This window comes from Paractinoplanes lichenicola (genome assembly GCF_016785085.1).
GTDB lineage: Bacteria > Actinomycetota > Actinomycetes > Mycobacteriales > Micromonosporaceae > Actinoplanes > Actinoplanes lichenicola.
This window is the reverse complement of sequence record NZ_JAENHO010000012.1, coordinates 139,076-159,349: the sequence shown is the minus strand read 5'-3', so window position 1 is coordinate 159,349 and position 20,274 is coordinate 139,076. Positions and strand designations below refer to the sequence as shown.

The window sequence follows — 20,274 nt, the reverse complement described above, 5'->3', positions numbered from 1 at the left end:
CGCGGATCCTCGCTTACGGGCGGTAGTACGTGATGCAGTCGAGCACCGACCACGTGCTGCCGCTCCACGTCTTGCCGTTCAGGCAGACGTCCACCTTGTAGGCGCCGCCGGCGACATCGGCCGCTACCGTCTTGACGTCGTCCGACTCGCGGGTCCCGGCGCCTACGTTCACGCAGTAGTTGCTGGTGACTCCGGTGCGGCCGAGCACGGAACCGTTGCGGGCGTACGAGATCAGGCTGGTCGCCCGGCAGTTGCCGGCGGTGACGCGCAGCGTTCCGACTGCTGTCACGTTGCGGTTGCTGAACGTCAGGACACCCTGCGTGTAGGTGTTGCCGTACGGGACTTTGTAGCTCTTGGTGGGAAAGGCGGCCTGAGCCGGGGCCTGGAGGGCGGCCGTGGCGATGACGGTCGCCACCGCGGCCAGGCCGAGCACGCGGAACTTGCGGAACGAGATCATGAAAGTCCTCCCCGTCGGTGGATCGCGGCCGTTCGGCGGCCGCTGACAGGGAGGCTGGCACGGCGCGCTTGCGGAATCCTTGCGGCGGGCGGGCCGCCGATCCGTCGCCGCGGGCAGGCCGCCGATCCGTCGCCGCGGCCGCGTGGCCCGGCCCGGCCCGGCCCAAGCACAGTGGCCGCCCGGCCGGCTCGGCCCAAGCACAGTGGCCGCGCGGCCCGGCCCACCGCCACGGCCGGAGCCCGCGCTACGGCCCGGTGTTCCGCCCGGGTCGCGAGGAGCTCCGGGTTCGGTCCCGATGCGGTTGAAGGGCGGCGACGTGGCGTACGGGAAACGGGGTTGACACTCGATCGGGGTAAGCGGGTCGGTGGGCAAAAACGGCCTGAATGCCGTGCCGGTCCGGGGTGTGGCGCAGGTATGACTGTCGACGTGCGAATTGTGCTGACCGTTCGCGGCGGGGAGTCGCCCGGTGAGGAGTTGCGGGCCGTGCGGCGATGGCTGGTCGCCGAGAAGGACTTTCGCGGGCGGGTCGATCTGGTGGAGGCGCCCGTCGTGCCGGGGCGGCTCGGGCCCGCGCTGGACGCGTTGAGTGTGCTGCTCGGGTCGTCGTCGGGGGCGCTCGTGTCGATGCTCGTGGCGTATCTGCGCACGCGTAAGGGGCGCATCGAGGTGACCGTGACGCGCGCGGACGGTGCGCAAGTGACGCTGAATGCGCAACGAGTGCGCGAGATGCCGCCCGCGCTGCTCGCCGAGTTCACGGCGGAGGTCACCCGGACGTTGAGGGACGTCGCCTGATGGGTGACCTGACCGGCGCCGGGGTGCGCGTGCTCGTGGTCGGATCGGCGACTTATCGGGGTGGCTCGCCGCTGCTCGACGTGCCGGCGGCGGCCCGCTCGGCCCGCGCGGTGGCGGACGCGCTGGTCGGCTATTGCGGGGTGACCGAGCAGAACGTCGAGGTGCTGATCGACCCGGCCGGCCCGATGCAGCTGCTCAAGGCCGCGGTGGCCGCCGCGAGCGAGGCCGGGCAGACGTTCGTGCTCTGGTTCTCGGGGCACGGCGTGCTCAACCCGGACGGCGACCTGCACCTGGCCACGCAGACCACGGTGGCCGCCGACGACCCGCTGCTGCCGTTCACCGCGCTCAGCTACAAGCAGCTCGCGCCGGCCCTGGCCGAGACGGGCATCGGCACCTCGATCGTGGTGCTCGACTGCTGCTTCTCCGGACGCGCGAAGCCGCCCACCCGGCGCAGCGCGGTGCTCGCCTCGGCCGAGTGGGACGCGTTCGCGCTGGCCGAACCGGGCACCGAACTGACCGCTTTCACCGGCGCGTTTCTGCGCGTTTTGCGCGAAGGTGACGAGCAGGGGCCACAATCGCTCACTTTGCATTATGTGCACGACCTGCTCGCCCGGCGGATGCGGGCGCAGGATCGGCCGGTGCCGCAGTTCCAGATGACCAACCAGATCGGCGAGGTCGTCGTCACGACCAACCGGGCGTACGCGGAACCGGTGGCCGAGCCGCCGCCCGTCGAGGAGACCGTCCCGGACGACGGCCGCTCGCCCTATCGCGGGCTGGACGCCTACCTGGAGGAGGACGCGAGCGTCTTCCACGGTCGCGCCACGGTGACGCACCGGCTGGTCGAGCGCGTACGCCGGGCGAACTGGTCGGGCGGGCTCTGCGTGGTGATCGGGCCGTCCGGCAGCGGGAAGTCGTCAGTGCTGCACGCGGGCCTGCTGGCCCAGTTGCGCGCCGGCAAGCTGCCGGGCAGCGACCAGTGGCCGTCGGTCTCGATGACCCCGGGTCACGACCCGTTCGGGACGCTCGCCGTGCGGCTGGCCGAGCTGACCGGGCTCGCGCTGCCGGGCGTACGGGAGAAGCTCGTGGAGGATCCGGCCCGGTTTCTTGCGCGTATTCCGCCGCGGGGTGCGCGTCCGGTGCTCATCATCGATCAGTTCGAGGAGCTGTTCACGCTCGTCGGCGACGAGGACGATCGGCGCGCGTTCGTCGACCTGCTCGCGGCGGCGGCGACCGGGACGCGCTACGGGCCGGCCGCGATCGTCGTGCTCGGCCTGCGGTCGGACTTCCACGGGCACTGCACGGCCCTGCCCGCGCTGGCGGCCGCGCTGGCCGACGGCCCGGTCGTGGTCAGCCCGATGAGCCGCGACGAGCTGCGCGCGGCCGTCGTCGAGCCGGCCAAGGTCAAGGGGCTCGTCCTCGAGGACGGGCTGATCGAGCTGCTGCTGCGCGACGCGGGCTCGGGCGCGCTGCCGTATCTGTCGTACGCGCTTTTGCGCACCTGGCAACTGCGCGAGAACAGGGTGCTCAAGGCTTCCTCGTACGCGGCCGTGGGCGGTGTCGCCGGTGCCGTCGAGCAGGCGGCCGAGCGTGCCTACGGGCTGCTCCCCGAGGCCGACCAGCGCGCCGCCCGGCGGCTGTTGCTGCAGCTCATCAGCGTGGGAGCCGACGCCCGCGCGGACACCCGGGCGATCGTCGACCGCGCCTCGCTGCCGGCCGGTTATGCCCCGGCGCTCGCCGCGCTGGTGCAGGCGCGCCTGGTCAACGCCGACGGCGACGAGGTGCGGATCGCCCACGAGGCGCTGATCGGCTCGTGGGACCGGCTCGCGGGCTGGCTGCACGAGGACCGCGACGCCGCCCGCAGGCGGCAGGAGCTCGCGACGGCGGTGACCGCATGGCAGCAGGCCCCGGACGATCCGGCGCTGTTGCTGCGGGGCAGCCGGCTCGAACAGTCGGTGGCGTGGGCAAACGCGCACGACGAACAGGTGGACGAGCCGGCCCGCCAGTTCCTGGATGCGTCGAAGCGGCTCGCCCGGCGCGCAACAATGCGCAAACGAGCGGGTGTGGCTGTGCTCGCCGTGCTCACTTTGCTCGCCACGGGCGCGGCGGTGACCGCCGGGACGCAGCGAGCCGAGGCGCTGCGCCAGCGCGACAACGCCGTCTCCAACGAGATCGTCGCGCAGGCCGACCGGTTGCGCGGCACTGACGCGGCGCTGGCGGCCCAGCTCGATGTCGTATCGTACCGGCGGCGGCCGACGGTTTCCGCGCGCTCGAAACTGCTCAACGATCAGAATGTGGTGCTCGCGCAGCCGTTGAACGGACACACTCGAACAGTGTGGTCGTCCGCTTGGCGACCGGACGGCGGCATGCTGGCCACGGCGAGCGCGGACGGGACCGTACGGCTGTGGGACACCCGCGACCCCGACCGGCCGGTCGCGATGGGCGAGCCGCTGCGGCACGACGACGAGGTGCGGTCGGTGGCCTTTTCCCCGTCCGGCAAGCTGCTCGCGGCCTCGGGCATCGACGGCTCGGTGCGCGTGTGGGATCTTGCTTCCCGTACGGCGGTGAAGTGGACGGCGCATCGCGGCGCGGCCTGGAGTGTGGCGTTCCGTCCGGACGGCCGGGCGGTCGCCACCGGGGGAGTGGACGGCCGGGTCCGGCTCTGGTCAGTGACCGGCAAGGCGCTGGGCCCGCCCCTGGTCAACGGCGGCAGCGCGGTCGAAGTGGTCGCCTTCCGGCCCGACGGCAAGGCCCTCGCGGCGGGCGATCGCGACGGCCGGATCCGGCTGTGGGACACCACGCGCGGCGTCCCGGCCGGTGACCTGCCCCGGGGACACACCGCCGAGATCAGCGCCATGTCGTTCCACCCGGGCGGACGGGTGCTGGCGACGACGGCGTTCGACGGCACCCTGCGGCTGTGGGACGTGCGCACCCGGCGCAGCCTCGGCCCGCCGGTCGAGGGGTCGGAAACCGGCTTCGGGTCGGTGTCGTTCGGCCGCGGCGGGCAGGTGCTGGTGGCGGGCGACCTGGACGGAACTGTTCGGTTGTGGAGCACGGCCGACCCGGCCACGCCGCGGCCGCTCACCACGCAGCCGCTCGGCGGCCGCAGCGGGGCGTGGACGGCGGCGGTCAGCCCGGACGGGCGCAGCTTCGTGACCGCGGGCGACGACAGCCGGATCTACCTGTGGCGCCTCCCGCCGACGATGATCGACGGGGGTTCCTCGGCCACGATGGGCTCGCTGCTGCACGTCACGTCGGGCACCACCGTACGGGGGTGGGACCTTCGGGATCCTGCGGCGCCCCGCCGGGCCGGGTCGCTCGACACCGGGCTCACCGCCGAGGTGTGGGCGTCGGCGGCGGCCGGGAAAGTGTTCGTTTCCGGCGACACGAACGGTCAAGTGAGCATTTTTGATGCGCGTTCGCGTCGCCGGCTGGCACCGGTGCGGCGGCCGGTGCACTCCTTGGGGCTGCGACCCGACGGGAAACTGCTCGCCGTGGCGTCCCTCGAGGGTCCGATTCAGCTGTGGGACCTGGCGCAGCCCGAGCCGCGGATGCGTGCCACGCTGCCGGCCACGCTGACGAACGTGGCGTTCAGCCCGTCGGGCACGCTGCTCGCGGCGGGCGACGAGACCTCGGTGGTGCTGTGGGACGTCACCGACCCGGCCCGGCCCGTGCACGCCGGGCCGCCGCTGACCGGGCAGGCGTCGGGCTACCTGCGGGTGGCGTTCAGCCCCGACGGCCGCCAGCTGGCGACGGCGAGCTTCGACAAGACCGTACGGCTGTGGGACGTGAGCGACCCGGCCCACCCGTCGGCCTTGGGACTGCTCACCGGCCACAACTCGGGCGTGACGGCGCTGGCCTTCTCCCCGGACGGCCGGCTGCTGGCCACAGGCGGCGCCGACAAGACCGTACGGCTGTGGACAGTCGCCCCGGAACCGACGCCCGTGGGCGAGCCGTTGACCGGGCACACCGGTCCGTTGACGGCGGTGTTGTTCACTCCGGACGGGTCCGCCCTGGTCAGCGTGGCCGATGGCTACAGCCGGGTGTGGCCGCTGGACGAGTCGCACGCGATCGCCCGCATCTGCCGCGTCACCCGCGGCGTGCTGACCGAGGAGGTCTGGCGGTCGTCCTTCCCGGACGTGCCGTTCGCCGCGCCTTGCTGACGGTTGCTCTCACGGGCCTGGCCCGGGCAGGGTGTGGACATGTGGCGCCGGCGTCCCTCATGGAGAATCCTCACCATTATCTTCGCGGTCGTCTGCGCGGTCGGGCTCGCCGGCTGGTTGCTCGTGCCGCTGGTGACGAACTTCGCCGGGCGCAAGCTCGCGGAGATGGACAGCCTGGCCAGCGTGATCAGCATGATCGTGGCCCTGGTCTCGCTGGCGGCCACGGTGCTGTTCGGGGTGCTTCAACATCGGGAGTCCCGCCGCGCCGCGCCGGGCGCCGTCGGCGAGGCTCCGCAGGCCGACCGGCGTAGACGGTTTGCCCGAATGTCCGAGGTGTCGCCGCTGGCCTTGCGCGTGCACGCATCGGTAGCGCATCCGGGTGCCGGCTCCGACCTGCCGACGTTTGTACGGCGCGATCAGGAGGAGACCGTAAGGGAATGGATGCGCTCGGCCCGGGAGAGCGGCGGATTCCTGATCCTGATCGGCAACTCGTGTGTGGGGAAGACCCGGCTGCTGTTCGAGACCGCGCGGAGCGAACTGGGCGACTTCATGCTGCTCGCCCCCGACCTCGGCGACGGCGACGAGGTCAACACGATCACCACTGACCGGTCCCGGCCGGCCAAACTGATCATTTGGCTGGACGAGTTGCAGCATTTTCTGCAGGGCGACTATCAGACCCAGGGCTCCACCCCGATCACCGCCGCCGCGGTTCGCCGCCTGATGGAGGCCGCGAAGCCGGTGGTCGTCGTGGGCACCCTCTGGCCCGAGTACGCATCCAAGCTGCAGTCCACTGTGCGTATCGAATCGGAGGACGGCAAGAGCAGCGAACACCGGGACCGGTTTCCCGCGGCCAAGGCCGTCCTGCGCGGACCGTCGGTGCGGCAGCTTCGGCTGGACACGTTCTCGCCGGCGGAAAAGCGCGAAGCGAGCCGGCTCGCGGCGACGGATCCACAATTGCGGGCGGCGGTCGCGGACAAGGATTACAACGTGACCGAGGCGCTGGCCGGGGCCCGCGAGATCGTCGAACGCTATGAGCGCGCGACGGACGATCAGCGCGCGATCCTGCATGCGGCGATCGACGCCCGCCGGGTCGGGGTCACGTCACCGCTCACCGGCGATCTGCTCCGTGCAGCCGCCAGGGGCTATCTGACCGGTGTCCGCGCCGACGACGGCTGGTTCCTGCCGGAACTGACCGAGCTGGCCCACGACGATCGCCCGCAGGACAAGGCGACCGCCCTGCTCTTGAAGAGATATAGCGCGGACCATCGCTCCGTGGCCGGCTACACAGTCACCGACTATCTGCTGCAACGGCTCAACCCGGGGCGGCGAGGTCAGCCGTTGCCGGACATCGTATGGGCGGCCTTGATCGAGCACGCGCCGGCGGACGACCTTGACGGGCTGGCCGGCAACGCCGTCGACCGGCTGCTTTACGCACGGGCGACAGCGATCTTTCGGCGTCAGGCCGCCACCGGCGAGCCGGATGCGGTGGCGCGGCTAGCGGACTTTCTCGCCGAGCCGGCCCACCTGGCGGAGCTCCAGGCGCGGGCCGAGGCGGGTGACGAGGGGGCCCGCGACCGTCTTGCGCGGGTCTGGCTGCGGCTCGGCGATGTCGACCGATTGAGCGTCTACGCCGACGGGGACGACGACTGGACCGGGTACGAGCTGGCCGAGTTGCTGGCCGGCCGCGGTGACGTGGCAGCCTTGGGGCAACGGGCCACGGCGGGTGACTGGCGAGCTCAGCACCGGCTCGCAGGCCTTCTCGGCAACCGTGGTGATCTTGGATCGCTGCGGGACAGGGCCGACGCCGGCGACGCCTCGGCCGCCTCCGAGCTGGCCGACCTGCTCGTGGAACTCGGCCGCGTGGACGAGCTTCGCACGCGAGCCTTTGCGGGCGACTCCGATGCCGTTCGTCGCCTCGCCCGGTGGCTATTGCGATGCGGGCAGCACGAGGGACTGGCTGCCCTGGCCGATCTTCACGAGGACGCCCGGAGCGAATGGGCCTATGCGCTGGCGGCGCGGGGCGACGTGCAGTCCCTGCGGGCACGTGCGGCCGACGACGACTATTACGCCCAATCCCGGCTCCTTGAGATCCTCGTGCGGCGCGGAGACTGGGACCAGCTCGCTGATTGGGTCGCGACCGGGGCCGGCCGAGGCGGTTCGGAATGGACGGACGTGCTGGGCGATCGGCGGGACCTGCCCCGGCTCCGAGCGCTCGCCGACGCGGACAGCAAAGCCGCCGCCGACCGGCTGGTCAACTTCTTTCTGATGGGCCACGACCAGGTGCAGGCCGATCTGCTGCCCGCGGCGGAGCTGGCCGACATCCTGGCCGATCGTGGTGATATCGATCGGCTGCGCGACGGCGCCGGGACGGGGCAGAAGGAGTTCGCCTCTCGGCTGGCCGCATTGCTGGTCCACCGCGGCGAGCTGGCCGAGCTCTCGGCGCGCGCGTCCGCGGGTGACGACAGAGCTCGGCAGGAGTTGAATCGGGTGCTCGTCGACCGGGGCGACCTGGTCGAGCTCCGGTCACGTGCTGCTGCCGGCGACGACGACGCTGCGACCGCTCTGGTCGAGTCCGCGGTGTACCGGGGTGACCTGGAGGAACTCGCGACTCTCGCCGCGGAAGGCTTTGACAAGGCGCCGGACGCCCTGGCAGATGTGCTGGCTCTCCGAGGCATGATGGAGGAGCTCCGCGCCCGGGCTCGGGGAGGCGACGAATCCGCGGCCGACCGTTTGCGGGATCTGTTGGTGCGCAGGGAGGACATCGCGGGGCTCGAAGCCCTGGTGTCGGAGGGAGACGGGCTCGCGGCGGCCGCCCTGGCCGACCGGTCGGTCGATGCGGCCGAGATCAACCGGCTCCGCGCCGGAGCCGACGCCGACGACTCGAACGACCTCGGCCGGCTCGCGACTCTGCTCGCTCATCGGGGTGCGATCGAGGAGCTGGATGCCCGCGCCGACGCCGGCGACCATGTGGCCGAGTGGGTGTTGTGCAAAGTGCTCGCCGATCGCGGGGACGTCGATCGGCTTGCCGCCCGCGCCGCCGACAGTTGGTGGGCGTCGGAGAAGCTGGCCGACCTGCTGGCCCGGCGAGGGGATCTCGAGGGCCTTCGGGCCCGGGCGGACGACGGTGACCACAACGCCGCGACTACCCTGTGCGACGTCCTTGTCGCCCGAGATCCCGAACAGCTTCGGCAGTGGGCGCGAACCGGCAACGACACGGCCGTGAATCGGCTGGCCGATCTCGATGTTCGCCGAGGCGATGTCCGGCAGCTGTCGGTCCGAGCCGACTCGGGCGACCTTTGGGCCAGCCTCCGTCTGTGCGACCTGCTGGCAGACCGCGGCGATTGGGAGGCGCTCCGGCGCCGAGCCGACGCGGGCAACAGCGAGGCGGAGAGCCGGTTCACCACCGCGCTGGCGCGGCGCGGCGACCTGGATCAGCTGCGGAGTCGCGCCGACCGGGGTGACCATGGGGCCGCCATTCGCCTGGCGGACCTGCTGATCCATGGGAACGACGACGCCGAGCTGGTGAAGCGGGCCGACGCCGGCGACGACTTCGCGAGGAACCGCCTGGCCGAGGCCTTGGTCCGCCGCGGAGATCTGGAGTTCCTACGGCGGCGAGCCGATGCGGGGGACGGCGGGGCGGCCTCAGACCTGGCCGACGCGCTGGCCGCCCGCGGAGATCTCAGCCTGCTGGCCGATCGTGCCGCCGGCGGAGACAGCTATGCCGAGGACCGGCTCGCAGATCTGCTGGTGCGGCGGGGCGACATCGAAGCTCTGACCGCTCGCGCCGACGCCGGCGACGACTCCGCGGCCGCTCGGCTGGCCGAGGTGCTCGTCGACCGCGGGGAGTTCGATCAGCTGGCGATCCGAGCCGCGGCCGGTGACGAGAGGGCGGCGTTCCGGCACGTCGAGATCCTCGGGCGCCGGGGTGACGCCGCGGCCCTACGCCGGCGCGCCGTGTCCGGCGACTGGCATGCGGCCAGTCGCCTCGTCGACCTGCTGGCGGCCCGCGGTGACCTGGACGGGTTGCGAGCCGAGGTGATCGCAGGCAACCCCAGCGCGGCCGAGCCCTGGCTCGGCCTCCTGGCCCGTACGGGTCAGGCCGATCTCGCCCAGCGGATCCGGCGCGACGGCCTCTAACCCAGGTCGATGTCCGCGTAGATGGCGGCGTGGTCCGAGCCCGCATGCACGGCCGCCGCCATCGTGTCGTAGATGGGCCATAGCCGGCCGTTCTTGCCGCCCCATACGCCTCGTCGCTGGATGCCGCCGCCGGTGGCGCGGGCGAACAAGGCTGGTGACAGGAGGACGTAGTCGAGCTTGTTGCGGGCGGTGCAATACCCGTACGTGCCTGGCCGGCCGCCGTCCTCGAAGGATGGGTGTTCGGAGATGTCGCGCAGGTCGGTTCGGGTCAGCAGGGGCGCCAGCGGCTCGCTTTCCGGGGTGTCGTTGAGGTCGCCCACCACGGCCACCAGGTCGACGCCCGATGAGACCAGCGAGCGGTAGATCTCGGCGACCCGCGTGGCCTGGCGCGTCCTGATCGCGTCGGAGGCGACCTTGCCGCCGTAGCCCTTGCTCTTGAAGTGGTTGACCAGCACCGCCACCCGATGCCCGGCCGGCGTGCCGAAGTGGTATTCCGCGCAGTCGCGGCTGAAGACGCGCCCCCGCTCGTCGGTGTCGTCGACGTGGCTGAACTGGGCGATGAGGGGGTAGTCGGGGCACGACAGCACGCCGACGTCGATGCCGCGCTCGTCGTTGCCGTCGACGACCATCACGTGCGCGTATCGGGGCCGCCCGTCCGGCCCCACGATCCCGGCATCGGCGAACCGTTTGAGCGCGAACCGGTTCTCGGCCTCGACCACGCCGACGATGTCCGCCCGTACGTCGTCCAACACCCGCGCGGTGTTCACCAGGGCCAGTTCCTGTACGCGGTCGGTGGTCAGCTCGACCCAGCCGATCCAGTCGGCCCGGCCGCCCGCGATCACGTGCACCTTGCCGTCGCGCGAGCGGCGCAACAACCGTCCGCGGTTCTGCCGAAGACGCGCGAACTTGGCCGTGTCACCCTTGCGCAGCCCGAGACGGCCGAGTTCGCGCAGGATGTCGTGCTTGATCTCGTCCGTGTAGACCGGCTCCTCGAGCAGGGTCGACGCCGCCTGGTAGGCCTCGAGCACGGGTCGCCCGGCCGCCCACGTCCGCTGGTCGAGCGCTCGCGCGCGGTTGAACAGGTTCTCGACGTTGTAGGACGCGATCCGCATCGAACCTCCGAAACGCAACGGCGGGTGACAGCTGGACGAACATATAGCTGAAGGTGACGGCGCGTTTGCCGCCGGTCACTCGGGCGCGTGAGACTGATCATTACATCGAGGGGAGGTCGTGCGGGGGGAGGGGGACATGCCGGCACCGATCACCGCCAGGAGACTCGCCGCCGGTGAGCCTCCGATCAACTTCGCCGCCCACCAGTTCCGGGCCGGAAACCTGGCCGGGGCCCGCGACGACTTCGAGCAGATGCTGGCCATGCTGATCAGCGCTATCCATCCGGGCGCCCGCGCGATCGCCGCCAACCCCGGCGACTGGGGCATCGACGTGCTGCTCGGCGACCTGTCCGGGCTCGTCGTCATCTGGCAGTCGAAATACTTCTGGCCCGCGGTGACCCGCTCGTCGCAGGCCCAGATCCGGGAGTCGTTCGATTCGGCCCTGGCCGCCGCCGACCGGCACGGCTATCAGGTCAGCCAATGGGTGCTGTGCGTGCCGTCGAGCCTGGACCCGCCCACCGCGAGCTGGTGGGACAGGTGGCGCGCGCGGCGCCAGCGGGAGACGGGCGTGCTGATCGAGCTGTGGCACGAGACGGTGCTGCGCGAGATGCTGGCCCGGCCCGACGCGGCTCACGTGCGGCGGCACTATTACGACCCGTACGGGCCCGGGCCGAACCGGCCGCTGCGCGAGGTCGGACCGGTCGCCGCCGAGCTCGACCAGACCCTTTTCGTACGGCAGTTGCGCGCGGCCGGGCACAGCGAGGTGGAGTCGGCCAAGCGTGAGTACTTCAACGCCGACCTGCTCGCGCGCGAGGTGCACGCCCATGGGGCCGCCGCCGAGGTGGACGCGCTGATCGAGGCGGACGGGGTGGCGTACGGGATCTGGGAGGCTCTTTTCAACGCCGCCGGCCAGGCCCACCCGGCGAACCCGCTGCTGCCCGGCCTGCACGCGGCGGTGATGGGCGACATCCGCGAGTCGGTCGCGTTCCCCGCGGCGCTCAACGCGGGCGCGGTGCACCGGTGCGGGCTGATGCACCGGATCGTGCAGGACCGGCGGGCCGGGTGGGTGCGGCACTGGCGGCGGATCGCCGCGGAGGAAGCGGCGTGACCCCCGACGACCTGGCGGTCTTCCGCTGTGCCCGGCTTCTGCTGCTGCTCGGGCTGGCCGAGCACGACCTGCCCGAGGGTCTCGACGCCGAGCGGCTGGGCATCTTCGACTTCCTGGCCGGCTATCCGCTGCTGCTGGCCCGTGACGCCGGCGACCCGGACCGTACGGCGCTGCGGCTGGCCGGGTTCGACGACCGGGCGATCGGCTATGGCGGGGCCGGCCCGCTGCTCGCGACCCGCCAGCAGCAGCTCGGCCGCGACCTGAGCGCCCTGGTCAGCGCGGGGCTGGCCGAGACGGTGGCCGACGGCCGGATCCGGTATCGGCTGACCGGCGACGGCCGGGAGGCGGTGGTGGGCATTTCCGCGGCTTATGCCCGTTCCTACACGACGGCGGCGGCGGTCGTGCTGCGCAGGCTGCGGCGGCTGAGCGGACGTAGACTGAGGGAGACCGTCCGCCGATGTCTCGACCCGGTTCCGCGATCGAAGGACGCGCCATGAGACCTGACGTTGCCGGCATTCGGCTGCGGCGTCTGCGTTTGCACGCCGACGGCCAGACGTTCGATGTGGACTTCCGTGACGGTGCGCTGACCCGTCCACTGTCGGTCATCGCAGGCGGGTTCGGCACCGGCAAGACCACGATCCTCGAGTTCGTCGACTACTGCCTCGGGGCCTCCGACCACCCGCAGGCGCCCGACTTCCTGCCCCGGGTGCGCGCCGTGACGCTCGAGGCCGACCTGTCCGGCACGCCGCATCTGATCGAGCGCGCGGTCGGCGAGCCGTCCACTTATGCGTACGTGTGCCGGGGCCGGCTGGACGACGGTGACGCCTCCTCGCCGGAGCGTCGCCCGCTGCGTCCCGCCGGTGGCCCGGCCAGCCTGTCCAGCCTGCTGCTGTCGCATTGCAAGCTCGAAGGTGTGCGTTTGCGCGACACCGACGCGCTCAGCTTCCGCGACCTGATGGCGCTGTGTTATCTGCCCAGCGAGCGCCTCGACGACCGCAACCTGCTGTTCGAGAACGTCCCGATGAAGCACCTGAAGCTGCGTCAGGTCGTCGACCTCGTGTTCGACGTGCACGACGACCGGGCGACGGAGCTCGGCCGGCGCATCCGGGTGCTCGAGGCCCGGCTCGGAGCGGCCCGCGACGCGTACGCGGTGGCCGAGTCGGTCGTCACCGAGGCCGAGCCGGGGGTCGCCGCCGACCTGGAACGGCTGGAACGCGAGGCCAAGGCCGAGCTGGCCGAGTGTGCCCTGGCCACCGCCGCCCTGGACGCCCGGGCCCGGGCCGGTACGACCTTCGCTGCCGACCTGCGGGAACGGCATCGGACCGCGGCCGGCGCCGCCGTGCAGGCCGCGGCGTTGCTGCGCGACCGCGAGACCCAGGTCGAGCGAATGACGTCGCTGCGCGCGACGTACGCCGAGGATGTGAGCAAGTTCGTCATGCTGGCCGAGGCCGGCCGGCTGTTCCCGCCCATGCGCCTCGACGTCTGCCCGTCCTGCCTGACGCCGGTGACCCCGGGGGAGCGGCGCTGCGTGTCGTGCCGGGCCGACCTGTCCGGCCTCGAGCGGCACGGGCCGCCCGACGTCGGCGCCGAACTGCGCTCGGCCCGGGCCCGGCTGGCCGAGCTGACCGAATACCTCGACGACCTGGAGCGGCAGCTCCCAAGGCTGCGGGCCGAGGCCGAGCACGCCCAGCAGGTCGAGGCGCGGGCGGCCGCCGAGGTGGACGCGGCCACGGCCGCCGCGGTGACGCCGTACCTGGCGGAACGCGACAGCCTGGCCAGCCGCCGCGAGGAGGCCGCCGTCACCCTGCAGCGTGCGGTCGACGGCCTGCGACTGGTCGCGGTGCTGCACGGTCGCGCAGCCGCGGTCGACGGTTTACGCACACAACTGGACGCTTTGCGCGAGGAGTCGGCGGCCGGTGGCCCGGGTGGTGAGCGGGCCACGATGATCCGCCGGGTCAGCCAGCGCTACCGCGAGATCCTGCGCGAATGGCGTTTCCCGTGGGCCGGCGAGGCGCGGGTGGCCGACGACCTCACGCCGTTCTCGCGCAACAAGCCATACTCGGCGGCCTCGTCGGGTGAGCGCACGCTGATCGCCCTGGCCTGGCAGCTCGCCCTGTTCGAGGTGGCCTGGGAGACCGGCTCGTCGCACCCGGGCTTCCTGATGCTCGACAGCCCGCAGAAAAACCTGGGCCAGGGCGGCGTGGTCGTCCGCGTCTATCGCCACCTGGCCCGCTGGCTCACCGGCCCGGGGCGGGGCGCGCAGATCATCGTGGCCGACACCGCGCCGCCGCCCGTGGCCGATTCCGACATCGTCGTGCGGCTCTGAGCCCTACCGGAAAAGGTTGAGGTCCACGGCCGCCGCGATGGCCTCCATGCCGGCGTCGTTGGGGTGCAGGCTGTCGCCCGTGTTGTAGCGGCTGTTGTACCGCTGCGGGTCGTTCGGGTCGTGGATCGCCGTGTCGAGGTCGATCACCGCGTCGCAGCCGCTGCCGTCACCCTTGATGAAGTCGTTGACCGCCGCCCGGCCCGCCTCGCCCTGCTCCGACCAGTAGTCCGTCCCCTTGTACGGTGTCAGGGTCGCGCAGAAGATCTTGATGCCGGCGTCGTGGCTGCGCTGGATGAGCTGCTGCAGGCCCTGGATGAGCTGCTCGCCGCCGGGCGGGTTGCTGTCGCCGAGGTCGTTGATCGCGGCGTCCGAGAAGACGACCCATTTCACCCCGGTCTGCGCCAGCACGTCCCGATCGAACCGGTTGACGGCGCTCTGCCCGGCGCCGTCCTTCAGCAGCATGTTGCCGCTGATGCCCGCGTTGAGCACTCCGACGTTGCGGTTGGCCGTGATCAGCCGCCGCGCCAGCTGGTCGGGCCAGCGCCTGTTCTCGCCGAACGTCGAGTCGTAGCCGTCGGTGATCGACGCGCCGAGCGTGACGACCGCGCCCTCGGACTCCGCGTTCTGCACATCCACGCCGGCCAGGAACGCGTAGTTGTCGAAGGTTTGCGCACCCGTCAGCGTGGCCTGAGTCGCCTGATTGCCCGCGGCGACGTAGTTGTGCCGATTTGCGAACGCGTGCTGGGTCACCGAGCCGATCCGCTCGGGCACGTAAGCGCTGACCGAGACGTCGCCGCCCGCCGGCATGGCGAACTGCACAGCATCGCTCACCGTGGTCTGCCCGGCCTCGATCGTCACCGAGTCGCCGCCGTTGAACGTCACATGCGCGTTCGTGGTCGCGTCGACCGTGTTCGCCTGCAGATGCTGAGCGAGATAGACGGCGCTGACGGTCAGCGGGTCACTGCCGAACTCGTTCGAGAGCTTCACGCGTACGGTGTCGCCGCCGATGCTCGTGCGGATGATCTGCCGGACGGTCTGCTTGTCGAAGGCGCGCCCGCCGTTCTGCACGGCCACCGCCCAGCTGCCTGTCCAGGGCGTCTCCGCCGGGCTTGCCTCGCCGCTCGGCGTCGCGCTGCTCGCGCCGGTCGGGGTCGCCTCGTTGTTCTCGTTGCCGTTGGAGTCCCGCTGCACGAACACGACCACCGCCACAACCAGGACCACGAGGGCCGCCACGACCGAGATCGTCGTCTTCCGGGTCCAGTTCACCGCGACCACGGTACTGGGTCCACACACCCGGTTCGCCTTCGGCTGAGCTGGGAGGTTGCTGACAGTGGGCTGGGTCACGAGCCGTTCACATTTGTGCGGGATGGCGCAACCGCACGGTCAAAATCAGGGCTTGGTGGCGATTACCGCGCCGTTCGCGCCCGGGGCGTCGAAGTGCACGGTTCGCACATCGGTGAAGCCGGCCCGGGTCAGCCACTGCGCGTATTCGGCGTCCGAGTAGTTTCGGCCGCCCTCGGTCTCGACCAGCATGTTCAGGCCCATCAGGGCGGCGGGGGCCGGACCGGTGCGGTCGGCGTTGAGCAGCAGCTCCGAGATGACGACCAGGCCGCCGGGCGGCAGGGCCGCGTACGCCTTGGTCAGCAGCTCCTGGTTCGTCGGCTCGTCCCAGTCGTGCAGGATCATGCTGAACAGCACGACGTCGTGGCCGTCCGGCAGCTGCGCGTCGGTGAGGAAGTTGCCCGGCCGGGTCCCGATCCGGCCGCTCAGGTCCGCGCGTTCGATGTTCACTTGTGCGATCTCGCACACATGCGGCAGGTCGAGCACGGTCGCGCTCAATTCAGGCAGCAAACGGCACAACTCGATCGGGTACGCACCCGAACCGCCGCCGACGTCGAGCAGCCGGCGCCGGCCCGACAGGTCGATCGCGCGCCCGAGGGCCTGCGCGGTGAAGATCGACGTCGAGTACATGGCGCCCCAGAAGCTCTCCAGCATCTCGGGGTCGGCCGTGTCGAACATCGAGTCCTGCGTGGACGGATCCCACGTCAACGGCCGGTCGGTGCGCAGCGCCTCGCCGATCCGGTGCCACGGCAGATACGTACGCTGATCGCAGTAGGAAACCTGCCCGCCGAAGTAGTAGGGCTTGCCGCGCACGAGGAACTCCTCGGCCAGCGGGCTGTTGCGGTAGCCGTCGCCGTCCTTCTCCAGCAGACCCAGCGATGCGCACGCCGCGAGCAGCAGGTCGGCGGGCCGCTCGGGCAAGCCGAGCTCCTGCTTGGCCTGCGCGACGGTGAGCGTAAGGCCATTGTGGAGCTTGGTGAACAGGTCGAGCTCGACCGCGGCCGCGAGCGTCTTGAAACTCCAGAACCCGGTTACGAGGCCCATCAGGGGCGTCGGCGTCAGCATGCATTGATCATCTCAAATGGGGGCGAGCGCGTCCCCGGCGCTTTCTTCCGCGACTGGCTCCGCACCTACCCGGACGACCGCGACCTCTCCGCCACCACGAAGCGCCGGCCGGCCGCGGCGCCCGGCGACTACAACCTGGCCAAGTGTGACGTCATCGACCAGATCTGCGCCCGCATCTTCGCCGCCGGGCCCGCTCCTGCGCCCGCGTGATCGCCGGCTTCGCTTTCGCCGCTACGGGACTTCGCCGCTACGGCACTTTGCCGCTACGACGAGAGTTTGCCGCCACGATCAGGTTTCGCCGCCACGAGCGGGTTTCGCCGCTACGACCAGATAGAGCGTGAAACCGGCGACGACCGGTCCCGCCTCGAGTCGTCGCAACCAAGCTTTCCCGTACGTCGGTGAAAGCTCGCCGTCCGCGATCGCGCGCTCGCTGTTGCGGGTCAGCCCCAGGATGCGGTCCGCCGTGCCGAAGTCCCGGAACAGCACCGCGATCGCTTCGACACTGCGGACCGTCAGCCCCGCCGTTGTGCACAGCCGAACCAGGTCGCGTCCCAGGGCCGGATTTCGCACCCGTCCGGCCGAGTAGCGCGCGAAACCCCGGCTGGTCTCGAGATCCTCATCGGCGACGGCAAGGGTGTCCCAGTCGGGCTCGGCCGCGGCCAGCAGCCCTCCCGTCTTGAGGATCCGCGCGGCCTCATTGACAGCTTGATCGGGTGAATCAACATGTTGCAGCACCCGATCAACCCTTGCCCGATCAACGCTGCCGTCCGCCAGCGGCAGCGCCGTCAGATTCCCCTCTTGCAGGCGGACGCCCGGGTGCCGTCGTCCGGCCTCGGCCAGCATCCCCAGGTCCCGATCGACCCCGATGACATTCCCGTCGGCGCCGGACGCCGTCACGAGCGCCCCGAGGTCGGTTCCCGGTCCACACCCCAGATCCACCACCGAGTGCCCGGCTCGAACGTCGAGCAGCTGCAGGAGGCGCCGCTTGTAGTCCCGCCCGACGGCAGTGGCGGCAGCGTCATCCATGTACGCGATCTGATCGGTCACGGCTCAACCCCACCACGCCCCGCCGAGCCGTTGGTGACGAAACTGTGCAGATCTTCCACAGGTTCGCCAACTCGTTGCCGAGCATCGGGTGTGGCCGCTCGACGTTGGTCAGTGGGTGACTGTCAGGACTGTTTTGCCGGCTACCTGACCGGTGGCCAAACGGTGCATGGCAGTGGCGGCGTCGGCCAGGGGATAGGTGCTTTCCACAGGCGAGGGGATGTCGGTCAGGGCGGTCAGATCGTCCCGGTCGGCTATCACGATCGGGGCCCTGAGCTTCTGCTTGGTGAACGGGGTGATGGCGAACGCGTGCAGGTTGCGTTCGAGGCCGCCGAAGAAGCGGCCGCCGTTCTCGCCGCCGGCTATGGACAGGGTGCCGGTGGGTTTGAGCAGCGCGCGCAGTGTGGACAGGGGGCGGTTACCGGCGATGTCGACGATCAGGTCGTACGAGCCGGTGAGCGGCTCGCGGGTGTAGTCGATGACGTGGTCGGCCCCGAAACGGCGTACGGCATCGGTCTTGGCAGTGCTGCAGACGGCGGTGACCTGGTCGCCCTGGGACTTGGCCAGCAGCACCGTGAAGGAGCCGACGCCGCCGCCCGCGCCGATCACCAGCACCTGGCGCGGCGCGGCTGTGGATTTCGGCGTCAACATGTGGAGAGCGGTCGCACCCGAGGTGGGGATGGCGGCGGCCTGCTCGAACGACAGGTGCGCGGGCTTGTGGAGGAGCCGCGACGGCTTGACCCTGGCGTACTCGGCCCAGCTGCTCGAACCCTCGCCGAAGACCTCGTCGCCGGCCTTGAAGTCGGTGACCTGATCGCCGACCTCCGCGACGACGCCCGCCAGGTCGAGTCCGGGGGTGCGGTTGCGCGGTCCCCGCAGGCCGAAGCCGAGGCGGGAGATCAGCGGCAGGCCGGTCATCGCATGCCAGGCGCCCCGGTCCACCCCGGCGGCATGCACTCGTACGAGGACCTGGTCGGGCTTGATGGTGGGCTTGGGGACGTCATCAAGATGCAGGACGTCGGCATCGCCGTACATGTTGTGGACAACGGCCTTCATGCGAGTCGCTCCCCTCGGGTGTGGATAGTCATGCGGGTTCCTCCGGCGGGTATTGGAAGACGTCGTCGAGGCCGACGCCGAAGGCCTGCGCGATGCGGAAGGCCACCTCGAGCGAGGGGGAGTAGCGGCCCTGCTCGATGGCGATGACCGTCTGGCGGGTCACGCCGATGCGGTCGGCCAGCTCGGCCTGGGTCATCTCGCCGGTGGTGAAGCGCAGCGAGCGGATCTGATTGGTGATGCGGGTCGGCTTCACCACGGGTGGAAGCCCTTGCGGTAGGCGAAGATCTTGGCGGTCGAGCCGAGGACCGCGGAGAGCACGAAGGCCAGGTAGATGACGTTGGCGATCCAGAAGTAGCGGGCCTCGAACAGGGCCATCACCATCGCGGCGACGGCGCCCGCGACCACCAGCGACTGGCCGACGTGATCGCCGAAGCGGCCGATCTCCCGGTCGCGCTGGTCGGCCTTCTGGTTGCCGCCGAACAGGATGTCCACAGCGATGTTGACGACTATCGCGCCGCCGACTGTCCACAGGAGAGACGGCACGTACGAGATGTCCACAGCCACGAGCACGAGATAGACGGCGTAACCGATGAGGGCGGTGACGGCGAGGCTCCACGCCCGCCGCTCCTGAGTTGTCATGCCCCCAAGGTAAAGAAAGCCGGACACCGAGTCAAAGTTTCTTTACACGCTCCTCAGCGTTGTCTCAGGTGCACCGCCGGCGGAGTCGTACTCCGTACGGGTGATTGTGGGGTGCCGGGGTGGGCGACGACCTGGGGATGGGTGCTGTGGACTACCGGCGAGTGCGACGGAGTGTGGGGTGCGGCAGTGGGGGCGAGGAGACTCGGGGCGGGCCGGAATGTGAAAGGAGTCGCGACCTATGGGAAGTCACGCGGGTGGTGCGGGCCGCCGGCCGGGTAATGCGCTGAAGTCCGATCGAGGCGTGAAACGGGCCAACGTCCGGATGCGGCATCGGATCGATGACGGGCGCGACGCTTCCGCTGCTGAGGCGCTCGGGATCGGCAGCACGGTGTTGCTCGACCGCTCGGCCAATCAATGCGGGACGGCCGACCGGCGCCTCTTCGAGCGGCTGGCCATGCAGGGTTTCGCCGGGCCGGAGTACGAGGTGTTCTACGCCCGGACGGTCGTCTACGGGCAACGCGTCTGCGTGGCGTGGATACGGAACGGAACCATGCAACGCGAATGCGCCGAGCGGGACCGGCCGGTGGATGCCCTCCCGCCAGAACTAGATGTGCAGGACCTGGCTATCGGCACCGCGGTCTGTGGAGCGGCGCTCTTCCACCGGGCGGCGTTGCTCGAGGGCGGCTGGTCGCCGGTCGGCGAGGCCTCCATGGCCACCATGTGCATCGACTCCTGCGTGCGGGCGTACCCAGCCGTTCTTCGCCGCTGGGCGTCGCACGATCTGCCGCCCAGCGACCCGTATCCCAGCCGACCCGGGTGCGACGCTTCTGATTTGCACAAGTTGATGGCGCAGTCGTCCTTCGGCACCCTGCCGCCGGGGCTGGACGGCCCGGCATCCGGGAGTCGCTAGCCCGCCGACCCGCCTGGGCGGGTTCGGGCCGTGCGGGGGAGCGGCTGGGCGGGTTCGGGCCGTTTGGGAGGGCGGCAGGGCTGTCCGGGCCGCCGGTGAGCGGCCAGGGTGGGTGCGGGCCGCCGGCGGA

Annotated in this window: 16 protein-coding genes; 8 read left to right on the top strand and 8 right to left on the bottom strand. The window is 71.0% G+C overall.

From position 1 onward, the window contains the following. Window positions 1-13: 13 nt before the first annotated feature. Window positions 14-457, bottom strand: coding sequence for a hypothetical protein (locus tag JKJ07_RS36525; RefSeq protein WP_202996539.1), 444 nt, complete (start codon window positions 455-457; stop codon window positions 14-16). 414 nt (window positions 458-871) lie between these two features. On the opposite strand from JKJ07_RS36525, the gene JKJ07_RS36520 reads away from it, so the two are divergent. The 3 genes from JKJ07_RS36520 to JKJ07_RS36510 are packed head-to-tail and all read left to right on the top strand — an operon-like array spanning window position 872 to window position 9,546. Further along, window positions 872-1,249, top strand: coding sequence for an effector-associated constant component EACC1 (locus tag JKJ07_RS36520; RefSeq protein ID WP_202996538.1), 378 nt, complete (start codon window positions 872-874; stop codon window positions 1,247-1,249). Beyond that, a complete protein-coding gene (locus tag JKJ07_RS36515) occupies window positions 1,249-5,409 on the top strand; it encodes a caspase, EACC1-associated type (RefSeq protein WP_202996537.1) in 4,161 nt (1,386 codons plus the stop codon). Before JKJ07_RS36520 ends, JKJ07_RS36515 begins: the two co-directional genes overlap by 1 nt. Window positions 5,410-5,448: 39 nt before the next feature. Then, window positions 5,449-9,546, top strand: a complete 4,098-nt coding sequence (locus JKJ07_RS36510) for a hypothetical protein (protein ID WP_202996536.1) — start codon at window positions 5,449-5,451, stop codon at window positions 9,544-9,546. Here the strand turns inward: JKJ07_RS36510 and JKJ07_RS36505 are convergent. Continuing rightward, window positions 9,543-10,658, bottom strand: a complete 1,116-nt coding sequence (locus JKJ07_RS36505) for an endonuclease/exonuclease/phosphatase family protein (protein ID WP_202996535.1) — start codon at window positions 10,656-10,658, stop codon at window positions 9,543-9,545. The two genes, JKJ07_RS36510 and JKJ07_RS36505, sit on opposite strands and share 4 nt — an antisense overlap. A gap of 136 nt (window positions 10,659-10,794) precedes the next feature. On the opposite strand from JKJ07_RS36505, the gene JKJ07_RS36500 reads away from it, so the two are divergent. Genes JKJ07_RS36500 through JKJ07_RS36490 form a run of 3 tightly spaced genes read left to right on the top strand, consistent with a single transcriptional unit; the run spans window position 10,795 to window position 14,089 of the window. Beyond that, window positions 10,795-11,763, top strand: a complete 969-nt coding sequence (locus tag JKJ07_RS36500; protein ID WP_202996534.1) for a hypothetical protein — start codon at window positions 10,795-10,797, stop codon at window positions 11,761-11,763. Next, window positions 11,760-12,260: a hypothetical protein gene (locus JKJ07_RS36495; protein ID WP_202996533.1), complete on the top strand. Its 501-nt coding sequence runs from the start codon at window positions 11,760-11,762 to the stop codon at window positions 12,258-12,260. Before JKJ07_RS36500 ends, JKJ07_RS36495 begins: the two co-directional genes overlap by 4 nt. Then, entirely contained in the window at window positions 12,257-14,089 is a 1,833-nt protein-coding gene (locus JKJ07_RS36490; RefSeq protein ID WP_202996532.1) for an AAA family ATPase, read from the top strand. Before JKJ07_RS36495 ends, JKJ07_RS36490 begins: the two co-directional genes overlap by 4 nt. Window positions 14,090-14,092: 3 nt before the next feature. On the opposite strand, the gene JKJ07_RS51980 is transcribed toward JKJ07_RS36490, so the two are convergent. Next, on the bottom strand, window positions 14,093-15,355 hold the full coding sequence (locus tag JKJ07_RS51980) for an SGNH/GDSL hydrolase family protein (RefSeq protein WP_202996531.1): 1,263 nt from the start codon (window positions 15,353-15,355) through the stop codon (window positions 14,093-14,095). 123 nt (window positions 15,356-15,478) lie between these two features. Beyond that, on the bottom strand, window positions 15,479-16,495 hold the full coding sequence (locus JKJ07_RS36480; RefSeq protein WP_202996530.1) for a methyltransferase: 1,017 nt from the start codon (window positions 16,493-16,495) through the stop codon (window positions 15,479-15,481). A gap of 3 nt (window positions 16,496-16,498) precedes the next feature. On the opposite strand from JKJ07_RS36480, the gene JKJ07_RS36475 reads away from it, so the two are divergent. Then, entirely contained in the window at window positions 16,499-16,705 is a 207-nt protein-coding gene (locus JKJ07_RS36475) for a GrpB family protein (protein WP_202996529.1), read from the top strand. A gap of 78 nt (window positions 16,706-16,783) precedes the next feature. Here the strand turns inward: JKJ07_RS36475 and JKJ07_RS36470 are convergent, their stop codons facing one another. From JKJ07_RS36470 to JKJ07_RS36455, 4 genes are all read right to left on the bottom strand, one after another. Then, window positions 16,784-17,542 (bottom strand): methyltransferase domain-containing protein, encoded by a 759-nt coding sequence (locus JKJ07_RS36470; protein WP_307834588.1) that lies wholly within the window; start codon window positions 17,540-17,542, stop codon window positions 16,784-16,786. Between the two features lie 108 nt (window positions 17,543-17,650). Beyond that, window positions 17,651-18,595 (bottom strand): NAD(P)-dependent alcohol dehydrogenase, encoded by a 945-nt coding sequence (locus JKJ07_RS36465; RefSeq protein ID WP_202996528.1) that lies wholly within the window; start codon window positions 18,593-18,595, stop codon window positions 17,651-17,653. 28 nt (window positions 18,596-18,623) lie between these two features. Next, window positions 18,624-18,851, bottom strand: a complete 228-nt coding sequence (locus JKJ07_RS36460; RefSeq protein ID WP_202996527.1) for a helix-turn-helix transcriptional regulator — start codon at window positions 18,849-18,851, stop codon at window positions 18,624-18,626. Next, window positions 18,845-19,234 carry a hypothetical protein gene (locus tag JKJ07_RS36455; RefSeq protein ID WP_202996526.1) on the bottom strand — a complete coding sequence of 130 codons (390 nt, stop codon included), beginning with the start codon at window positions 19,232-19,234 and terminating at the stop codon, window positions 18,845-18,847. Before JKJ07_RS36455 ends, JKJ07_RS36460 begins: the two co-directional genes overlap by 7 nt. Before the next feature lie 301 nt (window positions 19,235-19,535). On the opposite strand from JKJ07_RS36455, the gene JKJ07_RS36450 reads away from it, so the two are divergent. After that, window positions 19,536-20,144, top strand: coding sequence for a hypothetical protein (locus JKJ07_RS36450; RefSeq protein ID WP_202996525.1), 609 nt, complete (start codon window positions 19,536-19,538; stop codon window positions 20,142-20,144). Window positions 20,145-20,274: the final 130 nt, after the last annotated feature.